This is a genomic window from Enterobacter sp. PL1, from assembly GCF_945957325.1.
GTDB lineage: Bacteria > Pseudomonadota > Gammaproteobacteria > Enterobacterales > Enterobacteriaceae > Enterobacter > Enterobacter roggenkampii.
The window spans coordinates 1-22991 of the sequence record NZ_CAMFKT010000019.1; the positions used below are offsets into that span (position 1 = coordinate 1).

General features: G+C 57.1%; 15 protein-coding genes. 9 read left to right on the top strand and 6 right to left on the bottom strand.

Annotated elements, in window-relative coordinates:
• Positions 1 to 231: 231 nt before the first annotated feature.
• Positions 232 to 2904 carry a phosphotransferase RcsD gene (rcsD, locus tag N6P30_RS16790; RefSeq protein WP_021241536.1) on the top strand — a complete coding sequence of 891 codons (2673 nt, stop codon included), beginning with the start codon at positions 232 to 234 and terminating at the stop codon, positions 2902 to 2904.
• Positions 2905 to 2920: 16 nt separating this feature from the next.
• Complete coding sequence (gene rcsB, locus N6P30_RS16795) at positions 2921 to 3571, top strand: response regulator transcription factor RcsB (RefSeq protein WP_003859405.1); 651 nt, start codon at positions 2921 to 2923, stop codon at positions 3569 to 3571.
• Positions 3572 to 3682: 111 nt separating this feature from the next.
• Here rcsB and rcsC read toward each other — a convergent pair whose 3' ends face one another.
• Together rcsC and gyrA are read right to left on the bottom strand one after the other, a co-directional pair.
• Positions 3683 to 6529, bottom strand: coding sequence for a two-component system sensor histidine kinase RcsC (gene rcsC / locus N6P30_RS16800; RefSeq protein WP_008500240.1), 2847 nt, complete (start codon positions 6527 to 6529; stop codon positions 3683 to 3685).
• Between the two features lie 135 nt (positions 6530 to 6664).
• Entirely contained in the window at positions 6665 to 9301 is a 2637-nt protein-coding gene (gene gyrA, locus N6P30_RS16805; RefSeq protein WP_008500239.1) for a DNA topoisomerase (ATP-hydrolyzing) subunit A, read from the bottom strand.
• A gap of 146 nt (positions 9302 to 9447) precedes the next feature.
• Here gyrA and ubiG point away from each other — a divergent pair, with 146 nt between their 5' ends.
• The 4 genes from ubiG to yfaE all read left to right on the top strand — a co-directional run bounded on the left by ubiG (position 9448) and on the right by yfaE (position 14295).
• Complete coding sequence (ubiG, locus tag N6P30_RS16810; protein WP_021241539.1) at positions 9448 to 10176, top strand: bifunctional 2-polyprenyl-6-hydroxyphenol methylase/3-demethylubiquinol 3-O-methyltransferase UbiG; 729 nt, start codon at positions 9448 to 9450, stop codon at positions 10174 to 10176.
• A 348-nt stretch (positions 10177 to 10524) separates the two neighbouring features.
• On the top strand, positions 10525 to 12810 hold the full coding sequence (gene nrdA, locus N6P30_RS16815) for a class 1a ribonucleoside-diphosphate reductase subunit alpha (RefSeq protein WP_008500237.1): 2286 nt from the start codon (positions 10525 to 10527) through the stop codon (positions 12808 to 12810).
• Between the two features lie 100 nt (positions 12811 to 12910).
• Positions 12911 to 14041 carry a class Ia ribonucleoside-diphosphate reductase subunit beta gene (gene nrdB, locus N6P30_RS16820; RefSeq protein ID WP_008500235.1) on the top strand — a complete coding sequence of 377 codons (1131 nt, stop codon included), beginning with the start codon at positions 12911 to 12913 and terminating at the stop codon, positions 14039 to 14041.
• Positions 14041 to 14295, top strand: a complete 255-nt coding sequence (gene yfaE, locus N6P30_RS16825) for a class I ribonucleotide reductase maintenance protein YfaE (protein ID WP_008500234.1) — start codon at positions 14041 to 14043, stop codon at positions 14293 to 14295. The genes nrdB and yfaE overlap by 1 nt, the downstream gene beginning before the upstream one ends.
• Positions 14296 to 14384: 89 nt before the next feature.
• Here yfaE and glpQ read toward each other — a convergent pair whose 3' ends face one another.
• Together glpQ and glpT are read right to left on the bottom strand one after the other, a co-directional pair.
• Entirely contained in the window at positions 14385 to 15440 is a 1056-nt protein-coding gene (gene glpQ, locus N6P30_RS16830) for a glycerophosphodiester phosphodiesterase (protein WP_008500233.1), read from the bottom strand.
• An 11-nt stretch (positions 15441 to 15451) separates the two neighbouring features.
• The gene (gene glpT / locus N6P30_RS16835; protein ID WP_008500232.1) at positions 15452 to 16804 is read right to left on the bottom strand and encodes a glycerol-3-phosphate transporter; all 1353 of its coding nucleotides are present in this window, start codon (positions 16802 to 16804) and stop codon (positions 15452 to 15454) included.
• A 251-nt stretch (positions 16805 to 17055) separates the two neighbouring features.
• On the opposite strand from glpT, the gene glpA reads away from it, so the two are divergent.
• The 3 genes from glpA to glpC are packed head-to-tail and all read left to right on the top strand — an operon-like array spanning position 17056 to position 21078.
• Positions 17056 to 18684 (top strand): anaerobic glycerol-3-phosphate dehydrogenase subunit A, encoded by a 1629-nt coding sequence (gene glpA / locus N6P30_RS16840; protein ID WP_032663171.1) that lies wholly within the window; start codon positions 17056 to 17058, stop codon positions 18682 to 18684.
• Positions 18674 to 19891 (top strand): glycerol-3-phosphate dehydrogenase subunit GlpB, encoded by a 1218-nt coding sequence (gene glpB, locus N6P30_RS16845; RefSeq protein WP_032663170.1) that lies wholly within the window; start codon positions 18674 to 18676, stop codon positions 19889 to 19891. Before glpA ends, glpB begins: the two co-directional genes overlap by 11 nt.
• Positions 19888 to 21078, top strand: a complete 1191-nt coding sequence (gene glpC, locus N6P30_RS16850; RefSeq protein ID WP_032663169.1) for an anaerobic glycerol-3-phosphate dehydrogenase subunit GlpC — start codon at positions 19888 to 19890, stop codon at positions 21076 to 21078. The genes glpB and glpC overlap by 4 nt, the downstream gene beginning before the upstream one ends.
• A 33-nt stretch (positions 21079 to 21111) precedes the next feature.
• On the opposite strand, the gene N6P30_RS16855 is transcribed toward glpC, so the two are convergent.
• A complete protein-coding gene (locus tag N6P30_RS16855; protein WP_023294109.1) occupies positions 21112 to 22311 on the bottom strand; it encodes a nicotinamide mononucleotide deamidase-related protein YfaY in 1200 nt (399 codons plus the stop codon).
• Positions 22312 to 22405: 94 nt separating this feature from the next.
• Complete coding sequence (locus tag N6P30_RS16860) at positions 22406 to 22945, bottom strand: YfaZ family outer membrane protein (protein ID WP_023294110.1); 540 nt, start codon at positions 22943 to 22945, stop codon at positions 22406 to 22408.
• Positions 22946 to 22991 lie beyond the last annotated feature (46 nt).

Consider the following 22991-nt stretch of genomic DNA (forward strand, 5'->3'; position numbering starts at 1 on the left):
CACAATTGATGTAAAACTTAATTTCTTGTTAATTCGTGCTATTTGCTGGCGAGGCGCACTTTTTATTTGTACGCGCAGGACGAGTTTGTACATGTTTACCGCGCCACCCGCCGCCGGTATTGTCCGTTGAAAAAGTCGCCTGTTCCCGGACGGTGGCGCTGGAAATTCAGTTATTACCCTTTATACTGCCCTATCGCCACAGAGCATGACCATGACGGGTTAAAGATATCAATGAGTCAGACTGAAACCACCGCCCCGAGCAAATTCTCCCTCCTCCCCGGGAGCATCACCCGTTTCTTTCTTCTTTTGATCGTTGTGCTGTTAGTGACCATGGGGGTGATGGTACAAAGCGCGGTTAACGCCTGGCTGAAGGATAAGAGCTATCAGGTCGTCGATATCACCCACGCCGTGCATAAGCGCATCGATACCTGGCGCTACGCCACCTGGCAGATTTACGACAATATTGCGGCCGCCCCGGCCTCCTCATCCGGAGATGGACTTCAGGAGACGCGGCTTAAGCAGGATGTCTATTACCTCGAAAAACCGCAGCGTAAGACTGAGGCGCTCATTTTTGGCTCTCACGACAGCGCAACGCTCGAGATGACACAGCGTATTTCGACCTATCTGGATACCCTCTGGGGGGCCGAAACGGTGCCGTGGTCGATGTACTATCTGAACGGTCAGGACAACAGCATGATCCTGATCTCAACGCTGCCGTTAAAAGATCTCTCTTCCGGGTTTAAAGAGACCACCGTGGGCAGCATCGTCGACTCCCGCCGGGCAGAGATGCTGCAGCAGGCGAATGCCCTTGATGAACGTGAGAGCTTCTCTTCCCTGCGTCGTCTGGCCTGGCAAAACGGTCATTATTTTACTCTGCGCACCACCTTCAACCAGCCAGGACATCTGGCGACGGTTGTGGCCTTCGATTTACCGATTAACGATTTAATCCCGCCGGACATGCCGCTCGACAGCTTCCGTCTGGAGCCCGACAACAGCACCCAGAACATGCGTGCGGCTTCTGACAAAGAGGCCGCAGAGAGCGTCTCGATCTCCTTTAACGGCTCAAAAATCGAAATTGCCTCGTCCCTGAACTCGACCGGTATGCGTCTGGTGTGGCAGGTGCCGTTTGGCACGCTGCTGCTCGATACCCTGCAAAATATCCTGCTGCCTCTGCTGCTGAATATCGGTCTGCTGGCGCTGGCGCTGTTTGGCTACAGCACCTTCCGTTTCCAGCCGGGGCGTCAGAGCGACGCCTCTGCGGTCCCGGCAGGCACCAGCAATGAACTGCGCGTGTTACGTGCGCTAAATGAAGAGATTATTTCCGTGCTGCCGCTTGGGGTCTTAGTTCACGATCAGGAAGCGAATCGTACGGTAATGAGCAATAAAATTGCCGACCATCTGCTGCCGCATCTTAACCTGCAGAACATCACCACCATGGCGGATCAGCACCAGGGGGTGATCCAGGCCACCATCAACAATGAGCTGTACGAGATCCGTCAGTTCCGCAGCCAGGTCGCCTCCCGCACGCAAATTTTCATCATTCGCGATCAGGATCGCGAGGTGCTGGTGAATAAAAAGCTCAAGCAGGCGCAAAGACTGTATGAGAAAAACCAGCAGGGGCGCGCCGCATTTATGCAGAATATTGGCGATGCCTTCAAGCAGCCGTTAAAAACGCTGGCGACCCAGGCGGCGGCGTTAAATACGTCAGAAAGCCACCAGCTTGCCTGTCAGGCCGACTCGCTGGTCAGAATGGTTGACGAGATCCAGCTGGCGAACATGCTGGAGAATGATTTCTGGAAAGGAACACCAACCCTCTTCTCTATTCAGGACCTGATCGATGAAGTCGTTCCGGAAGTCCTGCCCGTGATTAAGCGTAAAGGGTTGCAGCTGCTGATCAATAACAATCTTCCGGCAAATGACGAGCGCCACGGCGATCGTGAAGCGCTGCGCCGCATACTGTTGATGATTATTCAGTACGCGGTGACGACCACGCAGATCGGCAAGATCACCCTCGAAGTCAGTACGGAGGAGTCGGCAGAAGACCGCCTGACGTTCCGCATCCTCGACACCGGGGAAGGCGTCACCACGAGTGAAATTGATAATCTCCACTTCCCGTTCCTGAACGACACGCAAAGCGATCGCTACGGCAAGGCCAATGCCCTCACCTTCTGGCTGTGCGATCAGCTGGCGCGCAAGCTCGGCGGCCACCTGAATATCAAAGCCCGTGAATCCCTCGGCACCCGCTATTCTCTGCACGTGAAAATGGCGGCCAACCCGCAGGAAGAAGATGAAGAACGTCTGCTGGATGATGTCGTGGTGATGGTCGATGTGACCTCGAACGAGATCCGCAATATTGTCGTTCGTCAGTTAGAAAACTGGGGGGCGGCCTGCATCACGCCGGATGAAAGACTTGCAAGTCAAGAATTTGATCTGTTTTTAACTGATAATCCGTCTAATCTTACTGCCTCCGGCTTGCTTTTAAGCGATGATGAGTCAGGCGTGCGGAAAATCGGCCCTGGCCAGCTGCGCGTCAACTTTAATATAAGCAATGCGATGCAGGAAGCTGTACTACAACTAATAGAAGAGCAGCTGGCGCAGGAAGAGATAGCGGAATCCCCGCTTGGCGGTAATGAAAATGCCGAGCTTCACGCCAGCGGATACTATTCACTCTTTGTTGATACAGTACCAGATGATGTTAAGCGGTTGTATACTGAGTCCGCTGCGAATGATTTTGCAGCGCTGGCACAGACAGCACACCGGCTTAAAGGGGTGTTTGCCATGCTTAATCTGGTTCCCGGCAAGCAGTTATGTGAAACGCTGGAACATCTAATTCGTGAGAAAGATGCCTCTGGCATTGAAAAATACATCAGCGACATTGACGCCTACGTCAAAAGCTTGCTGTAGCAAGGTAGCCTTATACATGAACAATATGAACGTAATTATTGCCGATGACCATCCGATTGTACTGTTCGGTATTCGCAAATCACTTGAACAGATCGAGTGGGTGAATGTAGTCGGTGAATTTGAAGACTCTACAGCACTGATCAATAACCTCCCAAAGCTTGATGCACACGTGCTCATTACCGATCTCTCCATGCCCGGAGACAAATACGGTGATGGGATCACGCTCATCAAATATATTAAACGTCACTTCCCGGATATCTCGATCATTGTTCTGACCATGAACAACAACCCGGCGATCCTGAGCGCGGTACTGGATCTGGATATCGAAGGGATTGTGCTGAAACAGGGCGCACCGACCGATCTGCCTAAAGCGCTTGCGGCGCTGCAGAAAGGCAAGAAGTTCACGCCTGAAAGCGTTTCTCGTCTGCTGGAAAAAATCAGCGCGGGTGGCTACGGTGACAAACGTCTGTCGCCGAAAGAGAGTGAAGTTCTGCGCCTGTTCGCAGAAGGTTTCCTGGTGACCGAGATTGCCAAGAAGCTGAACCGCAGTATTAAAACCATCAGCAGCCAGAAGAAATCAGCGATGATGAAACTGGGTGTGGACAATGATATTGCGCTGCTCAACTATCTCTCCTCCGTGACGCTGAGCGCAACGGATAAGGATTGATCTCCACTGTAAATGCCGGGTGGCGCTGGCGCTTACCCGGCCTACAAAACCCGCAGGCCCGCGCAAGCGCAGCGTCGCCGGGCAAATAAAAAAGGCCCTTCCGGGCCTTTTTTATATTCTCGTTTTTCTCACGCGCTCTGCGTAAATCGACAATGTCTGCTTCAGCACGTCCAGCGTCACCGGTTTCGACAGACAGCTGTCCATGCCTGACTCCAGACAGCGCTGCTTCTCTTCCGCCAGCGCGTTCGCCGTTACGCCCACCACCGGCAGCGTCAGGCCAAGCTGCCGGATGCGCTGCGTCAGACGGTAGCCGTCCATGTTAGGCATGTTGACGTCGCTCAGCACGATATCAATATGATTCTTACTCAGTACGTTCAGCGCATCCACGCCGTCATTGGCGGTTTTGCACTGGTAGCCCAGCGATCCAAGCTGGTCAGCCAGCAGGCGGCGGTTAATCGGATGGTCATCCACCACCAGAATCATCATATCGTCATTCACCGACGCCAGAGACTCCGGTGACGGCAATCCGCCCGCGCCGTCGCGCTCTTCCAGCTCCACTTTGTAGATGCGTGCCAGCAGGCTCAACAGCTCGTGCGGCGTCGCAACACTGTGTACCCATTCCCCAGGCGCGCGCTCGACGGGAATGCCGATGTGGCGACGGCAGAAGAGCACCGACCCTCTCCCCTGCCACGGCTGCTCCTGCATCTCGTCGGCGATCAGCACATCGTCAACGTCCGGTGTTTGACCTTCATAGCGGCACACCCTCACGCCGCAGTGGGTCAGCAGCGCCGTCAGATAGTCATTCAGCGAGGCGTTATGCACCGCCAGCCAGCAGCGCTTATCGCTCAGGCCATCTACCGTGGCTTTTGCCGGATATTGCGCAGAATAGAGCGGAATGCGGATGGTGAACTGGCTGCCCATGCCGGGCTCGGTATCTACGGAGATATCGCCGTCCATCATGCTGACGAGCTTCTCACAAATCGCCAGCCCCAGTCCGGTGCCCTGGAAGTTACGCTGCACGCCGGTACCGACCTGGAAGAACGGATCGAACAGGCGAACCACCTCCTTCGCCGGGATGCCAACCCCCGTGTCGCGCACGCGAATGCTCAGGTAATCCCCTGCCCGGCAGACGTGCAGCACAATACAGCCGGTATCGGTAAATTTGATGGCGTTGCTGAGCAGGTTAGAGATGACCTGCTGCAGGCGCATCGGATCGCCGTGCAGCGTCAGCGGCACGTCCGGTTCGATAAAGCAGTAGAGCCCCAGCTGTTTACGCACCACCAGCGGCAAATAGTTGGCGCTGATGTGGTTCATCACCTCGCGCGGTGAAAACTCGCGCGGCTCGATTTTCAGCTGCTCGGACTCAATTTTAGAGAAGTCGAGAATATCGCTGATGATTTTCAGCAGCAGGCTGGAGGAGTTGTTCATCGCCGTCACCAGCCGGTCGACGCCTTTCGGCAGCTCTTTAGTCTGCAGCAGGTCGAGGTTACCGATAATCCCGTACAGCGGCGTACGCAGTTCGTGGCTGACGGTCGCAAGGAACATGGATTTTGACTGGCTGGCCTGCTCCGCCGCCTGCGCCATCTCCTGCAACGACTCTTCCATCTTCACGCGCGCGGAGACATCCACCAGCACGCAAATCGCCACGTTTTCATTGCGATAGCGGGAATGGACAAAGCTGATCTGCAGGTTGGTGTGCGTACTTGTGAGCACGTCAACGAAGTTAACCTGCTGACCGCAGATAATCTGCGTCAGCCTCTGCCGGTCTTCGTGCGTCAGCATGTTCAGGTAGTTATGCGCCAGTTCGTTACTCAGAATGTTGGTCCCGTCCTGGGTACGCAGGATACAGATCCCCACCGGCGCCGAGGCAACAATCTTGCGGTTAAACTGCTCGTGTTCCTCCAGGCGCTGGGCGTCGCTTTCGGCGGGAATAAAGATTTTCCGCTCATACATGCGCGCCAGCGTAAACAGCGCGCCCCCCGCCAGCAGGTTGAGCAGAATTGCATTCATGATAAGAATGCGTATCCGCTCAAGTACCATATCCACCGGCAGCGAATAGACGATACTCAGCGACGAAGGCGGCAGGCTCTTCTTCAGCACCAGCTCGCGGAAGCCCGAGGTATAGCCAAACCACGACCGCTCCTGCATCCAGTGCGGTTCGACGTTCAGCCGGTTATCGGGCCCGGCAAGCGAGATCAGCTGATGGCCGTTTTCATCCAGAATGGTCACCCCCATGGGCAGGCTGCCAGGGGTGAAGAAGTTTTCCATGCGGATGGTCTGCTCAATCCCCATCAGCGCCTGCAGGCGATTACCGAGATAAACCGGCGTCAGGGCATAGAAATAGCCCACGCCGGGGCGCGGGCCCTGGCTCACCCAGAAGATGTTATTCCCGCGCTCGTCCTGTGGGGCATTGCGGTATTTCACAATACGTTCATGCAGGCTTTTCAACGCATTGTCACGCTCAACGGGCACGTCGCGCAGGCCAAAGTCAGCCATGCAGAGATTTTCGCTGCCAATCAGGAAGACGCGGTTCAGGTCATAGGCGGCGGAGAAATTGTCGCGCCAGTAGCGCATAAACCAGGCTAGCGATTCCAGCGACCCGCGCCAAGTATTGCTCATGGTGGAGCAATCGGAATCCGGGAACAGCGGCTGGAAGTCCGGGACTTCGGTTTTGTCGTTACGCCCGCGGAGCGCAAGAATACCGTTTTCCGCCGTCAGACGATTCTCGGCAATATACTTCAGCTCCTTCATGACGTCAGACGTTCGCTGAATGTAGCGCTGGGCCTGGTCGGAGCTTAAGTTAAACTCCTGGCGGATCTCCGCTTCTTTCTGATGCAGCGCATTAACGATGTAAAACACCGAGAACAAGGCCACCAGCAGCCAAAGCAGGAGCGCCAGCGCTCTAAACAGATAGCGAGAGACTTTCAGCGTAGTACGAAAGGAGACGAGGTATTTCAAGGGGGCGAGGCTCCGCCGTCGGGGTCAAAAGAATGTGGTTAAGGTAGCGGTAAACGCGCCAGGTCGCAACGTTGACTTATCTGCTTCTGCAAAAGAAAAGGGCCGGAATCCGGCCCTTTTTTACATCAGGAGACATTACTCGTCAGCGTCATCCGCTACGTCATCGTCGGTGTCGGCTTCTGGCGCGATGTCCTCATCGCCTTCCGCGACGCTACCGTCGATGGAGTCGAGCTCTTCGTCATCCACCGGCTCGGCAACGCGCTGCAGACCCACCACGTTTTCATCTTCCGCTGTACGGATGAGGATCACGCCCTGGGTGTTACGACCCACCACGCTGATCTCAGACACGCGGGTACGCACCAGCGTACCCGCATCGGTGATCATCATGATCTGGTCGGCATCGTCTACCTGCACCGCGCCGACAACGGAACCGTTGCGCTCGGTCACCTTGATGGAGATAACGCCCTGCGTGCCGCGAGACTTGGTTGGGTATTCCCCTTCCGCCGTACGTTTACCGTAACCATTCTGCGTGACGGTCAGGATAGCCCCTTCACCGCGCGGAATAATCAGAGAAACAACGCTGTCTTCGCCAGCCAGTTTGATACCACGTACGCCCGTCGCGGTACGGCCCATTGCACGGACGGCGTCTTCTTTGAAGCGCACCACTTTACCGGCCGCAGAGAAGAGCATGACTTCATCGGAGCCCGAGGTCAGATCCACGCCAATCAGCTCGTCGCCTTCGTTCAGGTTCACGGCGATAATACCGGCAGAACGCGGACGGCTGAATTCGGTCAGCGCGGTTTTCTTCACGGTACCGCTGGCGGTCGCCATAAAGACGTTCACGCCCTCTTCGTACTCGCGTACCGGCAGAATGGCGGTGATACGTTCGTTCGCTTCCAGCGGCAGCAGGTTGACGATTGGACGACCACGTGCGCCACGGCTTGCTTCCGGCAGCTGATAGACTTTCATCCAGTACAGACGACCGCGGCTGGAGAAGCAGAGGATCGTGTCATGGGTGTTCGCCACCAGCAGGCGGTCAATAAAGTCTTCTTCTTTAATACGTGCTGCAGATTTACCTTTACCGCCACGACGCTGTGCTTCGTAGTCCGTTAACGGCTGATACTTCACGTAGCCCTGATGAGACAGGGTCACCACAACGTCTTCCTGGTTGATCAGGTCTTCGATGTTGATGTCCGCGCTGTTGGCGGTGATTTCGGTGCGGCGCTCGTCGCCGAACTGATCGCGGACCAGCTCCAGCTCTTCGCGAATCACTTCCATCAGGCGCTCTGCGCTGCCCAGGATATGCAGCAGCTCAGCAATTTGTTCCAGCAGCTCTTTGTATTCGTCGAGCAGTTTTTCATGCTCAAGGCCGGTCAGTTTCTGCAGACGCAGATCCAGAATCGCCTGGGCCTGCTGTTCAGTCAGGTAGTATTGACCGTCACGCACGCCGAACTCAGGTTCCAGCCATTCAGGACGCGCCGCGTCATCGCCCGCACGTTCCAGCATCGCGGCGACGTTGCCCAGATCCCACGGACGGGAAACCAGCGCGGTTTTCGCTTCCGCCGGGGTTGGCGCACGACGGATCAGCTCGATGATCGGGTCGATGTTGGCCAGCGCAACCGCCAGCGCTTCAAGGATGTGCGCACGGTCGCGCGCTTTGCGCAGTTCGAAGATGGTACGACGGGTCACCACTTCACGGCGGTGACGGACGAACGCGCTCAGGATCTCTTTCAGGTTCATGATCTTCGGCTGACCATGGTGCAGCGCAACCATGTTGATACCGAAGGAGACCTGAAGCTGCGTCTGGGAGTACAGGTTATTCAGGACAACCTCACCCACCGCGTCGCGTTTGATCTCAATCACGATGCGCATGCCGTCTTTATCAGACTCGTCACGCAGCGCGCTGATGCCTTCAACGCGTTTTTCTTTTACCAGCTCGGCGATTTTTTCAATCAGACGCGCTTTGTTCACCTGATACGGGATCTCGTGAACAATAATGGTTTCACGGCCAGTTTTGGCGTCCGCTTCTACTTCAGCGCGGGCACGGATGTAAATCTTGCCGCGGCCGGTACGGTACGCTTCTTCAATGCCGCGACGACCGTTGATGATCGCCGCCGTCGGGAAGTCCGGGCCCGGGATGTGTGCCATCAGCCCTTCAATGCTGATATCTTCATCGTCGATATAAGCCAGACAGCCGTTGATCACCTCGGTGATATTGTGCGGCGGAATGTTGGTTGCCATACCGACCGCGATACCGGACGAACCGTTCACTAACAGGTTCGGGATCTTGGTGGGCATCACATCTGGGATGCGCTCGGTGCCGTCGTAGTTATCGACGAAATCAACGGTCTCTTTTTCCAGGTCGGCCATCAGCTCATGAGCGATTTTCGACATACGGATTTCCGTATAACGCATCGCCGCAGCGGAGTCGCCGTCGACTGAACCAAAGTTACCCTGACCATCTACCAGCATGTAGCGCAAGGAGAATGGCTGCGCCATACGAACGATGGTGTCATAAACGGCGGTATCACCATGCGGGTGATATTTACCGATGACGTCACCGACGACGCGGGCAGATTTTTTATAGGCTTTATTCCAGTCATTGCCCAATACGTTCATGGCGTATAGTACGCGACGGTGTACCGGCTTAAGGCCATCGCGGACGTCCGGCAGCGCACGGCCAACAATGACCGACATCGCATAGTCCAGATAGGAGCTCTTCAGCTCTTCCTCGATGTTAACCGGTGTAATTTCTCTCGCAAGGTCGCTCATCTAACCGCTATCCCTCTACTGTATCCCGGATTCAAAGGTCGCAAATTATAACACAGCCGAGGTGATTGAGGTAAACCTATACGCTTTATTCACAGGGATTGCCTGATATACTCATTCGTCTTGCTAAATAAGGAGTAAAAGCGCCCATGAATGCCGAAAAATCCCCGGTGGCTCACAACGTTGACCACGAAGAGATTGCCAAATTTGAAGCGGTGGCGTCCCGCTGGTGGGATCTCGAAGGCGAGTTCAAACCGCTGCACCGTATTAACCCGCTGCGTCTGGGCTATATCGCGGAGCGTTCCGGCGGTCTGTTCGGTAAAAAAGTGCTCGATGTCGGCTGCGGCGGCGGTATCCTGGCGGAAAGCATGGCGCGCGAAGGGGCGAACGTCACGGGCCTGGATATGGGCTTTGAACCGCTGCAGGTTGCTCGTCTTCATGCGCTGGAGTCTGGCATACAGGTGGACTACGTGCAGGAAACCGTGGAAGAACACGCGGCAAAACATGCCCATCAGTACGATGTGGTGACCTGCATGGAGATGCTGGAACACGTTCCCGATCCGCAGTCCGTGGTGCACGCCTGTGCAAAACTGGTGAAACCGGGTGGACAGGTCTTCTTCTCGACCATCAACCGCAACGGTAAAGCCTGGCTGATGGCCGTCGTTGGCGCGGAGTATGTGCTGCGCATGGTGCCGAAAGGCACGCATGACGTGAAGAAATTCATCAAGCCTGCGGAACTGTTAAGCTGGGTCGACCAGACGTGGCTCAAGGAGCAGCACATCACCGGTCTGCACTACAATCCGCTGACCAATAAATTCAAACTCGCACCGGGCGTTGATGTTAACTATATGTTGCATACAACCGCCAAAAACGACTAACGTCATTCGTTATTCTTATAAAGATTGCGCGACATCATGTTGCGCAATTCTGACCGCCCGTTGAAGAAATCAGCACTCGATCAAATTTTGAATTTTTTTTCTTAATTATTGACATGTCTTCCAGGCCTTACAGCACGAGGACTTAGCCTTTTTTACCCTTTCACAACCTCAATTTAACGTCAAAATCAACCCTTGTACTGAAAAGAATCCTTACTAGAATACTCACCATATAGCGTTTTTCTTATCGCAAACCCCCTATATGTAGTATTTATCCACAGAGTTAGTCACAAGACGGTTCTGTGGATAAGCGGGGGATATTTTTTTATTTCACGGACAGGTAAACCCCACATGAATCAGAGTCTGCTGGTGACAAAGCGCGACGGTACTACCGAGCGTATCAATCTGGACAAAATCCATCGAGTTCTCGACTGGGCAGCAGAAGGACTGAACAACGTATCTATCTCCCAGGTTGAACTGCGTTCACACATCCAGTTCTACGACGGCATCAAAACGTCTGATATCCACGAAACGATCATTAAAGCGGCGGCGGACCTCATCTCCCGCGAAGCACCGGATTATCAGTACCTCGCTGCACGTCTGGCGATTTTCCACCTGCGTAAAAAAGCCTACGGCCAGTTTGAGCCGCCGAAGCTTTACGATCACGTGGTGAAAATGGTTGAGCTGGGCAAATACGACACGCATCTGCTGGAAGACTATACGGAAGAAGAGTTCGAGCAGATGAACGGGTTTATCGATCACTGGCGCGACATGAACTTCTCCTACGCGGCGGTGAAGCAGCTCGAAGGCAAATACCTGGTTCAGAACCGTGTAACCGGTGAGATCTACGAAAGCGCCCAGTTCCTCTATATTCTGGTGGCCGCCTGCCTGTTCTCCAACTATCCGCGAGACACCCGTCTGGATTACGTGAAGCGTTTCTACGATGCGGTATCGACGTTCAAGATTTCACTGCCGACGCCAATCATGTCTGGCGTGCGCACCCCAACCCGTCAGTTCAGCTCCTGCGTACTGATCGAGTGCGGTGACAGCCTGGATTCCATCAACGCCACTTCCAGCGCCATCGTGAAATACGTTTCCCAGCGTGCCGGTATCGGCATCAACGCCGGTCGCATCCGTGCGCTGGGCAGCCCGATTCGCGGCGGTGAAGCGTTCCACACCGGCTGTATCCCGTTCTATAAGCACTTCCAGACGGCAGTAAAATCCTGCTCTCAGGGTGGCGTGCGCGGCGGTGCTGCGACCCTGTTCTACCCTATGTGGCACCTGGAAGTGGAAAGCCTGCTGGTCCTGAAAAACAACCGTGGTGTTGAAGGCAACCGCGTGCGTCACATGGACTACGGCGTGCAGATCAACAAGCTGATGTACACCCGCCTGCTGAAGGGCGAAGAGATCACCCTGTTCAGCCCGTCCGACGTCCCGGGCCTGTATGACGCGTTCTTCGCCGATCAGGACGAATTCGAGCGTCTGTACACCAAATACGAAAAGGACGACAGCATCCGCAAGCAGCGCGTGAAGGCGGTGGACCTGTTCTCCCTGATGATGCAGGAACGTGCCTCTACCGGCCGTATCTACATTCAGAACGTTGACCACTGCAACACCCACAGCCCGTTTGATCCGGTGGTTGCACCAGTGCGCCAGTCTAACCTGTGCCTGGAGATCGCCCTGCCGACCAAACCGCTGGAAGACGTGAACGACGAAAACGGTGAAATTGCGCTGTGTACGCTGTCCGCGTTCAACCTGGGTGCCATCAAGAGCCTGGACGAGCTGGAAGAGCTGGCCGTGCTGGCGGTTCGTGCGCTCGACGCCCTGCTGGACTACCAGGATTACCCAATCCCGGCCGCGAAACGCGGTGCGATGGGGCGTCGTACCCTGGGTATCGGCGTGATCAACTTCGCCTACTGGCTGGCGAAAAACGGCAAGCGTTACTCCGACGGCAGCGCCAACAACCTGACGCACCAGACGTTCGAAGCGATTCAGTACTACCTGATGAAAGCGTCCAACGAGCTGGCGAAAGAGCAAGGCGCGTGCCCGTGGTTCAACGAAACCACCTATGCGAAAGGCATTCTGCCAATCGACACTTACAAGAAAGACCTGGATGCGATTGTCAGCGAGCCGCTGCACCTCGACTGGGAAGGCCTGCGCGAGTCCATCAAGACTCACGGCCTGCGTAACTCCACGCTCTCTGCCCTGATGCCGTCCGAGACCTCTTCGCAGATCTCTAACGCCACCAACGGTATTGAGCCGCCGCGCGGCCACGTCAGCATCAAAGCCTCGAAAGACGGCGTGCTGCGTCAGGTGGTACCGGATTATGAGACGCTGGGTGACAACTACGAGCTGCTGTGGGAAATGCCAAACAACGACGGCTACCTGCAGCTGGTGGGTATCATGCAGAAGTTTATCGACCAGTCGATCTCTGCCAATACCAACTATGACCCGACGCGCTTCCCGTCCGGCAAGGTGCCGATGCAGCAGCTGCTGAAAGACCTGCTCACCGCCTACAAATTTGGCGTGAAAACCCTGTACTATCACAACACCCGTGACGGTGCGGAAGACGCGCAGGACGACCTGGTTCCGTCAATTCAGGACGATGGCTGCGAAAGCGGCGCATGTAAGATCTAAGCACTTCGCCGGGTGGCGCTACGCTTACCCGGCCTACGGTTTTGTAGGCCCGGCAAACGCAGTGCCGCCGGGCAATAAAATCTCAACAGGACTCACCGCAATGGCATATACCACCTTTTCACAGACGAAAAACGACCAGCTCAAAGAGCCGATGTTCTTCGGCCAGCCGGTCAACGTGGCACGCTACGATCAGCAAAAATATGACATCTTCGAAAAGCTGATTGAAAAGCAACTCTCCTTCTTCTGGCGTCCGGAAGAAGTGGACGTCTCCCGCGACCGTATTGACTACCAGTCTCTGCCGGATCACGAAAAACATATCTTCATCAGCAACCTGAAGTACCAGACGCTGCTGGACTCCATTCAGGGCCGTAGCCCGAACGTGGCGCTGCTGCCGCTGATCTCGATTCCTGAGCTGGAAACCTGGGTGGAAACCTGGGCGTTCTCCGAGACGATCCACTCCCGCTCTTACACCCACATCATTCGCAACATCGTGAACGATCCGGCAGTGGTGTTTGACGATATCGTCACCAACGAGCAGATCCAGAAGCGCGCGGAAGGCATTGCCCATTACTACGACGAGCTGATCGAGATGACCAGCTACTGGCACCTGCTGGGCGAAGGCACTCACCATGTGAACGGTAAAACCATCACCGTGAACCTGCGCGCGCTGAAAAAACAGCTGTACCTGTGTCTGATGAGCGTTAACGCGCTGGAAGCGATCCGCTTCTACGTCAGCTTCGCCTGCTCCTTCGCCTTTGCCGAGCGCAAGCTGATGGAAGGCAACGCCAAAATCATCCGTCTGATTGCCCGCGATGAAGCCCTGCACCTGACCGGTACCCAGCACATGCTGAACCTGCTGCGCAGCGGCACGGACGATCCGGAGATGGCGGAAATCGCCGAAGAGTGCAAGCAGGAGTGCTACGACCTGTTCGTGCTGGCGGCTCAGCAGGAGAAAGAGTGGGCAGACTACCTGTTCCGCGACGGCTCCATGATTGGCCTGAACAAAGACATCCTGTGCCAGTACGTTGAGTACATCACCAACATCCGCATGCAGGCGGTCGGTCTCGACCTGCCGTTCCAGACGCGCTCTAACCCTATCCCGTGGATCAACACCTGGCTGGTGTCCGATAACGTGCAGGTTGCGCCGCAGGAAGTGGAAGTGAGTTCTTATCTGGTCGGTCAGATTGATTCTGAAGTCAACACCGACGACCTGAGCGACTTCCAGCTCTGATGTCACGCGTCACGTTAAGTCTTTCCGGCACTGAGGTACTGTGTCGGGAAGAGCACCCTTCTCTGCTGGTGGCGCTTGAGGCGCATCAGGTCGAAGTAGAGTACCAGTGTCGTTCCGGCTACTGCGGCTCTTGCCGCTGCCGTCTGGTCGCCGGCCAGGTGGACTGGCTGACCGAACCGCTAGCCTTTATCAACGAAGGGGAAATTTTGCCCTGCTGCTGCCGGGCAAAAGGCGATATCGAGATCGAGATGTGATGGTGTCGGGTGGCGCTTCGCTTACCCGACCTACAAAACCGCAGTTCGTAGGCCGGGTAAGGCGCAGCCGCGACCCGGCAATTTCAGCGTTAATCCTTCAGGAAGCTGACCGCTTTATCCGGGAAATCCGTAAACAGTCCGTCCACGCCCGCCTGGTTATATAACACCTCATAAAGCTGATTCACATCCGTGGCATACGGCGGCAGCTGGTCTGCACGCACGGTGTACGGATGCACCTGCATCTTGCTGGCATGCGCCTCTTTCACCATCGCCGTCAGCTTCACGTGGCCCGGCGTTGAGCCTTCCGCCACCAGCATGTGGTAATCCGGCCCGATGCCGTCGGCGTACTGCGCAATCTGCTTCATCGCGCCCGGCTTAAACATCCAGTCGTAGCTGTAGTTCACCCACTTGCCGTCCGGCTGCTTCTCCTGGGTTTCATTCCAGTCGGTATAGGCGATCAGCTGCACCAGATTGAGATCCATCCCCATCTTCGGCTCCAGCTCGGTTTTGATGCGCTTCAGCTCGGCGGCGTCAAAACACTGCAGGTAGACTTTGTCCTGCTTGCTGGTGTAGCCGTACTGTTTGAGCACCTCCAGCGTCTTCGCGGCAATGTCTTTCCCTTCCTGATGGTGGAACCATGGGGCTTTGATTTCCGGGTAGATGCCGATGTTTTTACCGGTGGAGTGGTTCAGTCCCTGAACAAACTCAATCTCTTCCTGGAAGGTATGGATCCGGAAGTCAGATTTGCCCATCGGGAAACGTCCCGGATAGACCTGCACCTTCTTGCCGTTTTCAATCTCGAAGCCTTCGGTGAACTTCAGGGAGCGGATCTCCGCCAGCGTGAAGTCAATGGCGTAGAAGCGGCCATCTTTGCGGGCGCGATCCGGGAAACGCTCTGCTACGTCCGTCACGCGGTCAAGATAATGGTCGTGCAGGACGACCAGCTGGTCGTCCTTCGTCATCACCAGATCCTGCTCCAGATAATCCGCGCCTTGCGCATAGGCCATCGCTTTCGCCGGGAGCGTATGCTCCGGCAGATAGCCGCTGGCACCGCGGTGGGCAATAACGATTTTATCCGCCGCCAGCGCGGAGCCTGTCATCAGGCCCGCCAGCAGCAGGCCGGTTGCTAACTGAGTTAATTTCATCGCAAAGCTCCTTATTGACGACGCGCCAGCACTTCCGCGTGGTGACGTTTTTCCCCGATCATCACAACAATCAGCAGCAGTACCGCCAGCACGCTGCCGCCGATCATCACCATAAAACCGCCGTCCCAGCCGAAGAAGTCAACGGTATAGCCCACGATGGCGCTCGCCGCGACCGAACCGCCGAGGTAGCCGAACAGGCCGGTAAAGCCCGCCGCCGTGCCCGCCGCTTTCTTCGGCGCCAGCTCCAGCGCGTGAAGACCGATCAGCATTACCGGACCGTAAATCAGGAAGCCGATGACGATCATACAGGCCATATCCACACCCGGATTTCCCGGCGGGTTGAGCCAGTACACTACCGTTGCGATAGTCACCAGGGTCATAAAGAAGACGCCCGTCGCACCGCGGTTGCCCTTAAACACCTTGTCCGACATCCAGCCGCAAATCAGGGTGCCCGGGATACCGGCGTATTCATACAGGAAGTACGCCCAGGAGGATTTATCCAGCGCGAAGTGCTTCACCTCTTTCAGGTAGGTCGGGGACCAGTCCAGAATGCCGTAGCGCAGGAGATAAACGAACACGTTGGCGACCGCGATGTACCACAGCAGCTTGTTCGGCAGGACGTACTTCATGAAGATTTGCTTCGCGGTCAGCTCTTCTTCGTGCTTCTCGCTGTAATCATCCGGATAGTCGTTTTTGTACTCTTCAATCGGCGGCAGGCCGCAGGACTGCGGCGTATCGCGCATCAGGGCGAAGGCAATAATCGCCACCAGAATGGCACCAAAGGCAGGCATGTAGAGCGCCGCGTGCCAGTCGTTGAACCAGGCCATCCCCAGCAGGAACAGCAGCGGCGGAATACCGCCGCCCACGTTATGGGCGCAGTTCCACACCGACACGATGCCGCCGCGCTCTTTCTGCGACCACCAGTGCACCATGGTGCGTCCGCACGGCGGCCACCCCATTCCCTGGAACCAGCCGCAGAGGAACAGCAGCACGAACATGATGGCAATGCTGGAGGTTGCCCATGGCACAAAGCCCATAAACAGCATTACCGCTGCCGCCAGGATCAGACCGGCAGGCAGGAACACGCGCGGATTCGAGCGATCCGACACGGAACCCATGATGAATTTGGAAAAACCGTAGGCGATGGATATCCCCGACAGCGCGAACCCCAGATCGCCGCGGGAGAAGCCCTGCTCCACCAGATACGGCATGGCGAGCGCGAAGTTTTTACGTACAAGGTAGTACGCCGCATACCCGAAGAAGATCCCCAGGAAGATTTGCCAACGCAGACGGCGATAGAGCGGATCTATTTCTGCCTCTGGCAGACGCGCCCTGTGGGGCGCAGGTTTGAAGATACTGAGCATAACAGCCTCCGTGGCCTTGAAATGAATGAGCAGGTGGCTCGCACCTGAATTCCAGAGGCGGGGATGTTAAGAAATCACGGTGATTGTTACTGTGAATCAACGCACAGATTGTTACAGAAATATGACAGAATGCGCAAAAAAGCGCATGAAATCACGTTTCACTTTCGAATTCCGCGCGTTTATGTTCGAAATCAAACAAACCACAAAATTACTATGGCTAAATGATAAAAAACGAACATAGAGGGTAAACAATGACCAGTCACGATCCTCGTTATAGTGATGTGATAATCATTGGTGGTGGCGCAACCGGCGCCGGGATCGCGCGCGATTGCGCCCTTCGCGGCTTAAGCGTTACGCTTCTGGAACGCCATGATATCGCCACGGGCGCAACCGGACGGAACCACGGCCTGCTGCACAGCGGCGCCCGGTATGCGGTCACCGACGCGGAATCCGCGCGCGAATGTATTGCTGAAAACCAGATCCTCAAGCGTATCGCACGCCACTGCATTGAGCCGACCGACGGCCTCTTTATTACCCTTCCCGAAGATGACCTCGCCTTTCAGGACACCTTTATTACCGCCTGCACTGCCGCGGGCATTCAGGCGGAGGCCATGGATCCGGCGCTGGCGCGGCGGCTGGAACCGTCGGTCAACCCGGCGCTTATCGGCGCGGTGAAAGTCCCTGACGGTACCGTCGATCCGTTCCGCCTGACCGCCGCCAACATGCTGGACGCCCGTGAGCATGGCGCACGCATTCTGACCGGACATGAAGTGACCGGGCTTATTCGCGAAGGTCATCGCATCTGTGGGGTGCGGGTGTTTGATACGCAGTACAACGAGCACGGCGAGCTGTATGCCGCCGTAGTGGTTAACGCGGCGGGGATCTGGGGCCAGCGTATAGCGGAATATGCGGACCTGTCGGTGCGCATGTTCCCGGCGAAAGGCTCGCTGCTGATCCTCGACCACCGCATCAATAACCACGTGATTAACCGCTGCCGCAAGCCGTCTGACGCCGATATCCTCGTTCCGGGCGACACCATTTCGTTAATCGGGACGACTTCAACGCACGTGGACTACAGCGAGATTGATTACAACCGCGTCACCGCTGAAGAGGTAGATATCCTGCTGCGGGAAGGGGAAAAACTGGCCCCGGTGATGGCCAAGACGCGGATTCTGCGCGCCTACGCGGGCGTGCGTCCGCTGGTCGCCAGCGACAACGACCCGAGCGGACGGAACGTCAGCCGGGGCATCGTGCTGCTCGATCACGCCGCGCGCGACGGCATGGACGGGTTTATCACCATCACCGGCGGCAAGCTGATGACCTACCGCCTGATGGCCGAGTGGGCGACCGATGCCGTCTGCCGCAAGCTGGGCAATACCGAACGGTGCGTGACGGCAGAACAAGCCCTGCCCGGCTCGCGGCAGTCCACCGAAAAAACGCTGCAAAAAATTATCTCCCTGCCCGCGCCGCTGCGCGGGTCCGCGGTATACCGCCACGGCGACAGAACGCCACCGTGGCTTGGTGAAGGAAGATTGAGCCGCAGCCTGGTGTGCGAGTGCGAAGCCGTGACGGCCGGTGAAGTGCAGTACGCGGTGGAGAACCTGACGGTCAACAGCCTGCTCGATCTCCGCCGCCGCACCCGCGTCGGAATGGGCACCTGTCAGGGCGAGCTGTGCGCCTGCCGTGCTGTGGGGCTGCTGCAGCGCTTTCATACCACCACCGCCACCCAGTCGCTCGATCAGCTCAGCGCGTTTTTAAACGAGCGCTGGAAAGGCATTCAGCCTGTCGCCTGGGGCGATGCCCTGCGTGAAAGTGAATTTACCCGCTGGGTCTACCAGGGACTTTGCGGTCTGGAGAAGGAGCAACACGATGAAATTTGATACCGTGATTGTCGGCGGCGGGCTGGCGGGCCTGCTCTGCGGCATTAAGCTCACGAAGCAGGGGCTGCGCTGCGCCATTATCACCCGGGGGCAGAGCGCCCTGCACTTCTCGTCGGGCTCGCTGGATCTGGTGGACGAAGCGTACCGCGATAAGCTGCCGCCGGAGCACCCTTATCACCTGGTTGGCGCACAGCATATTGACCGCTTTGCGCTGGAAACCGAAGCGCTGCTGGCGGAGTGCGGCGCGCGTCTGCAGGGCAGCGCCAGGTTCAATCACCAGCGCGTTACGCCGCTAGGCACCCTGCGTTCCGCCTGGCTCAGCCCGGAGGAAGTGCCCGTTGCCCCCATTCACGCGGGACGCGTGCGGGTGGTAGGGATTAGCGGCTTTCTGGATTTTCAGCCCCATCTCGCGGCGGCGTCACTTTGTCGCCAGGGCGTTAACGCCGAAACGGCAGAGATAGAGCTGCCTGAGCTTGATGTCCTGCGCGATAACCCGAGCGAATTTCGCGCGGTGAATATCGCCCGTTTTCTGGATAACGAGGACAAATGGCCGCTGCTGTATGAGGCGCTCAGCCCGCTTGCGGAAGGATGCGATGCGCTATTGATGCCCGCGTGCTTTGGCCTGAACGATAACCGACTCTGGCGCTGGCTCTCGGATCGTCTGCCCTGCACGCTCGGTTTGTTGCCCACGCTGCCCCCGTCTGTCCCCGGCATTCGCCTGCATACCCAGCTCCAGCGTAAGTTTGTTGCGCAGGGTGGCGTCTGGATGGCAGGTGATGAAGTGAAAAAAATCACCCTGACAGACGGCGCGGTGAGCGAAATCTGGACGCGCAACCACGACGATATTCCGCTTCGTGCACGCTATACGGTGCTGGCAAGCGGCAGCTTCTTCAGCAACGGGCTGCTGAGCAGCCGGGAGGGCATCCGGGAAGCCATTATGGGGCTGGATGTTCGCCAGCGAGCCTCCCGCGCGGACTGGTATCAGAGTGATTTCTTCTCGCCGCAGCCCTGGCAACAGTTCGGCGTGATTGTCGATAACCACCTGCATCCGCAGCTTGCCGGTAAGCCCGTCAGTAATCTCTTTGCCATCGGCTCGCTGCTGGGCGGGTACGATCCCATTACCCAGGGATGCGGTGGCGGAGTCTGCGCCGTCACGGCGCTGTATGTGGCAGAGCAGATTAGCCAGCGCACGGAGGCTGAACAATGAACGATACCCGTTTTGAAAGCTGCATCAAATGCACGGTGTGTACCACCGTCTGCCCGGTCAGCGGCGTCAACCCACGCTATCCCGGGCCTAAACAGGCCGGGCCGGACGGCGAGCGTCTGCGCCTGAAGGACGGCAAGCTGTACGATGAAGCGCTGAAATACTGCATCAATTGCAAACGCTGCGAAGTCGCCTGCCCATCGGATGTGAAAATCGGCGATATTATTCAGCGCGCCCGGGCGCGCTACAGCACGCAAAAGCCGTCGCTGCGGGACGCGATTCTGAGCCACACCGATCTGATGGGCAGCGTCTCGACGCCGTTTGCCCCGCTGGTGAATGCCGCGACCGCTCTCAAGCCGGTGCGCCAGCTGCTGGATGCCACGCTGAAGATTGACCATCACCGCAGCCTGCCGAAATATTCTCACGGCACCTTCCGCCGCTGGTATAAGTCCGTCGCCGCGGAGCAGGCGAAGTATGCCGACCAGGTGGCTTTTTTCCACGGCTGCTACGTGAATTACAACCACCCGCAGCTGGGTAAAGATCTGCTGAAGGTGCTGAACGCCATGGGAACGGGCGTTCAGCTACTGAATAAAGAAAAGTGCTGCGGCGTGCCGCTGATTGCCAACGGGTTTACCGATAAAGCGCGCAGGCAGGCTCAAAGCAATGTCACCTCCCTGCGCGAGGCGATTGTCGAGAAAGGCATACCGGTGTTGGCGACCTCATCCACCTGTAGCTTCACCCTGCGTGACGAGTATCCGCATCTGCTGGACGTGGACAACACCGGCCTGCGCGAGCACATCGAGCTGGCGACGCGCTTCCTGTGGCGCAAGCTGGACAGCGGACAGACGTTGCCGCTGGGGAAATTACCCCTGAAAGTGGTGTACCACACGCCGTGTCATATGGAAAAAATGGGCTGGTCACTCTATACGCTTGAGCTGCTGCGGTTAATTCCGGGGCTGGAGCTGACGGTGCTGGACTCACGCTGCTGCGGGATTGCGGGAACCTACGGCTTTAAGCGTGAAAACTACGAAACATCGCAGGCGATCGGCGCTCCGCTGTTCCGTCAGATTGAGGAGAGCGGCGCGGATATCGTGGTGACGGACTGCGAAACCTGCAAGTGGCAGATTGAGATGTCCACCAGCAAGCGCTGCGAGCATCCGATTACGCTGCTGGCAAAGGCGCTCGGGTGAACATGGCCGGGGCGAAAGGCCCCGGCACAGGCGTTACTCCACGAACAGCGACTCAACCACGTTAATCCAGCCGTGCTCGCTGGCCACCTCTTTGCCATTCAGCCAGCGGCGCAGCATGTTCAGCGCCATCATGGCGCACACCTCCTGACGCACCGCCAGGCTGTGGCGGGTAATGCTCATTTTTACCCGCAGGGCGTGGGTGCCCTCAGGCGTCGCCAGCGCGAAGTTGAGGTATTCCTCATCCAGCCCGCCGACAAACAGCGCCAGACCGGCAAAATGCTTCACCCTTCTCTCGGACGTCCAGCGGGCGGTTTGCGCGAGAGTCTCCTGCTGGAACGGCACCACTTCGCTGGCCAGCAGCGGCGCGTTGACGCGCGACAGCTGCAGCGCCAGCAGGCCACCGGTGAACTGCTCGCTTAAGGTCACGCTCAGCTGACGCGACTGCAGATGCTTCGCAATCTGCGCCGGTAGCCCTTCCGTGCCTTCAAAGATCAGGCTTTCACCCGCTACGCGCTGCACCTCAGGCCACAGCGCCAGCATCGCCTCTTTCTGGGTGGCCGGTCCGGTCAGCTTAAGCTCAATGATCGGCATGGAGGAGCGATAGCCCATAGACACGCCCGGCGGGAGTGAGAGGTGATCGAGGCTCTGAGCCAGATCGCTTTCCGAACGGCCAAAAGTGGTCAGACGCAGGCACAGCGGGGGTTCCGGCAGGGTAAAACGCTGGCGAAGGCGCGGCAGGATCTGCTGCTCGACCATCACTTTAAATTCTGAGGGCACGCCCGGCGTGAAGAACATCAGGCAGCGGTTCAGCTGCATGGCAAACCCGCACGCGGTACCGACCGGGTTATCGACCAGTTCAGCACTGGCGGGAATTTCAGCCTGTTTGCGGTTGCTGGGGGCCATGACGCGGCCACGTTCGGAGAAAAAACGCGCCATCTGCGAGAGCCACGCCTCATGCAGCACCAGCCCTTCGCCTTTTGCGGTCGCGGCGGCCAGGGCACTGAGATCGTCACTGGTGGGGCCGAGCCCGCCGTTCACAATCAGCACGTCGCACTGTTCACTGCGCTCGCGCAGAACAGCGACCAGTGACTCAAGATTGTCGCCCACCGTATTGCGGCGCGTTAACGGTAATCCTTGCTCAAAGAAAAGATCGGCCAGCCAGGCAGCATTGGTATCAATAATTTGTCCATGCAGCACTTCGTCGCCGGTGGATAACATCTCCACGTTAATCATTGTGTTCTCCCGCTTATTTGGTCAAAACACTATAGCGCAAACGCGGGGTGGAGAAGAGGAGAAACTGGCGCGACAGCATGCCGCGCCGGAGAGATTAGAAGCCTGCGCTAACGCCCACGTACGGACCGTCGGCCAGCGCGTTGTCGCGGTTACCGTCTTTGCCGGCCAGGTTCAGATAGCGATAGCCTGCTTCGATGGTGATTGGACGCATGATGGTCCAGCGCGCGCCGGCGTTGGCTTCCTCATAGCTGTCGATACCGCTTGAGAGGGAGTCCGGAGAGTAGTAGTACTCGCCAAACAGGCCGAAGCTGTCGCCAATTTTCCACTGCAGGCCGCCGCCCACTGCCGCCGCATATCCTTCGTCACCGTCATTTGGGTTGGTATAGATACCTTTACCGCCGACGGTCGCCAGGAACGGGCCCAGAGGAATGTTGAGGCCCAGGCCGAGGCTTGCCGCGTCGCCGTCGTCATCGTTATGCGTCCAGCCGCCGGTCATCGCCAGACCGGATGTCTCGGTACCCATGCCGAAGCCCAGGTGGGTATAATCCTGACCCGCCGAGCCGTTAATGCTAATGGCGTTCGCCGCCGCAGATACAACCATCAGGCCGAAGCCCAGTAATGCCACTTTTTTCATTGTCGTGATCCCGCACAATTTTTATAGAGAAGTCCCAAAACCGCGA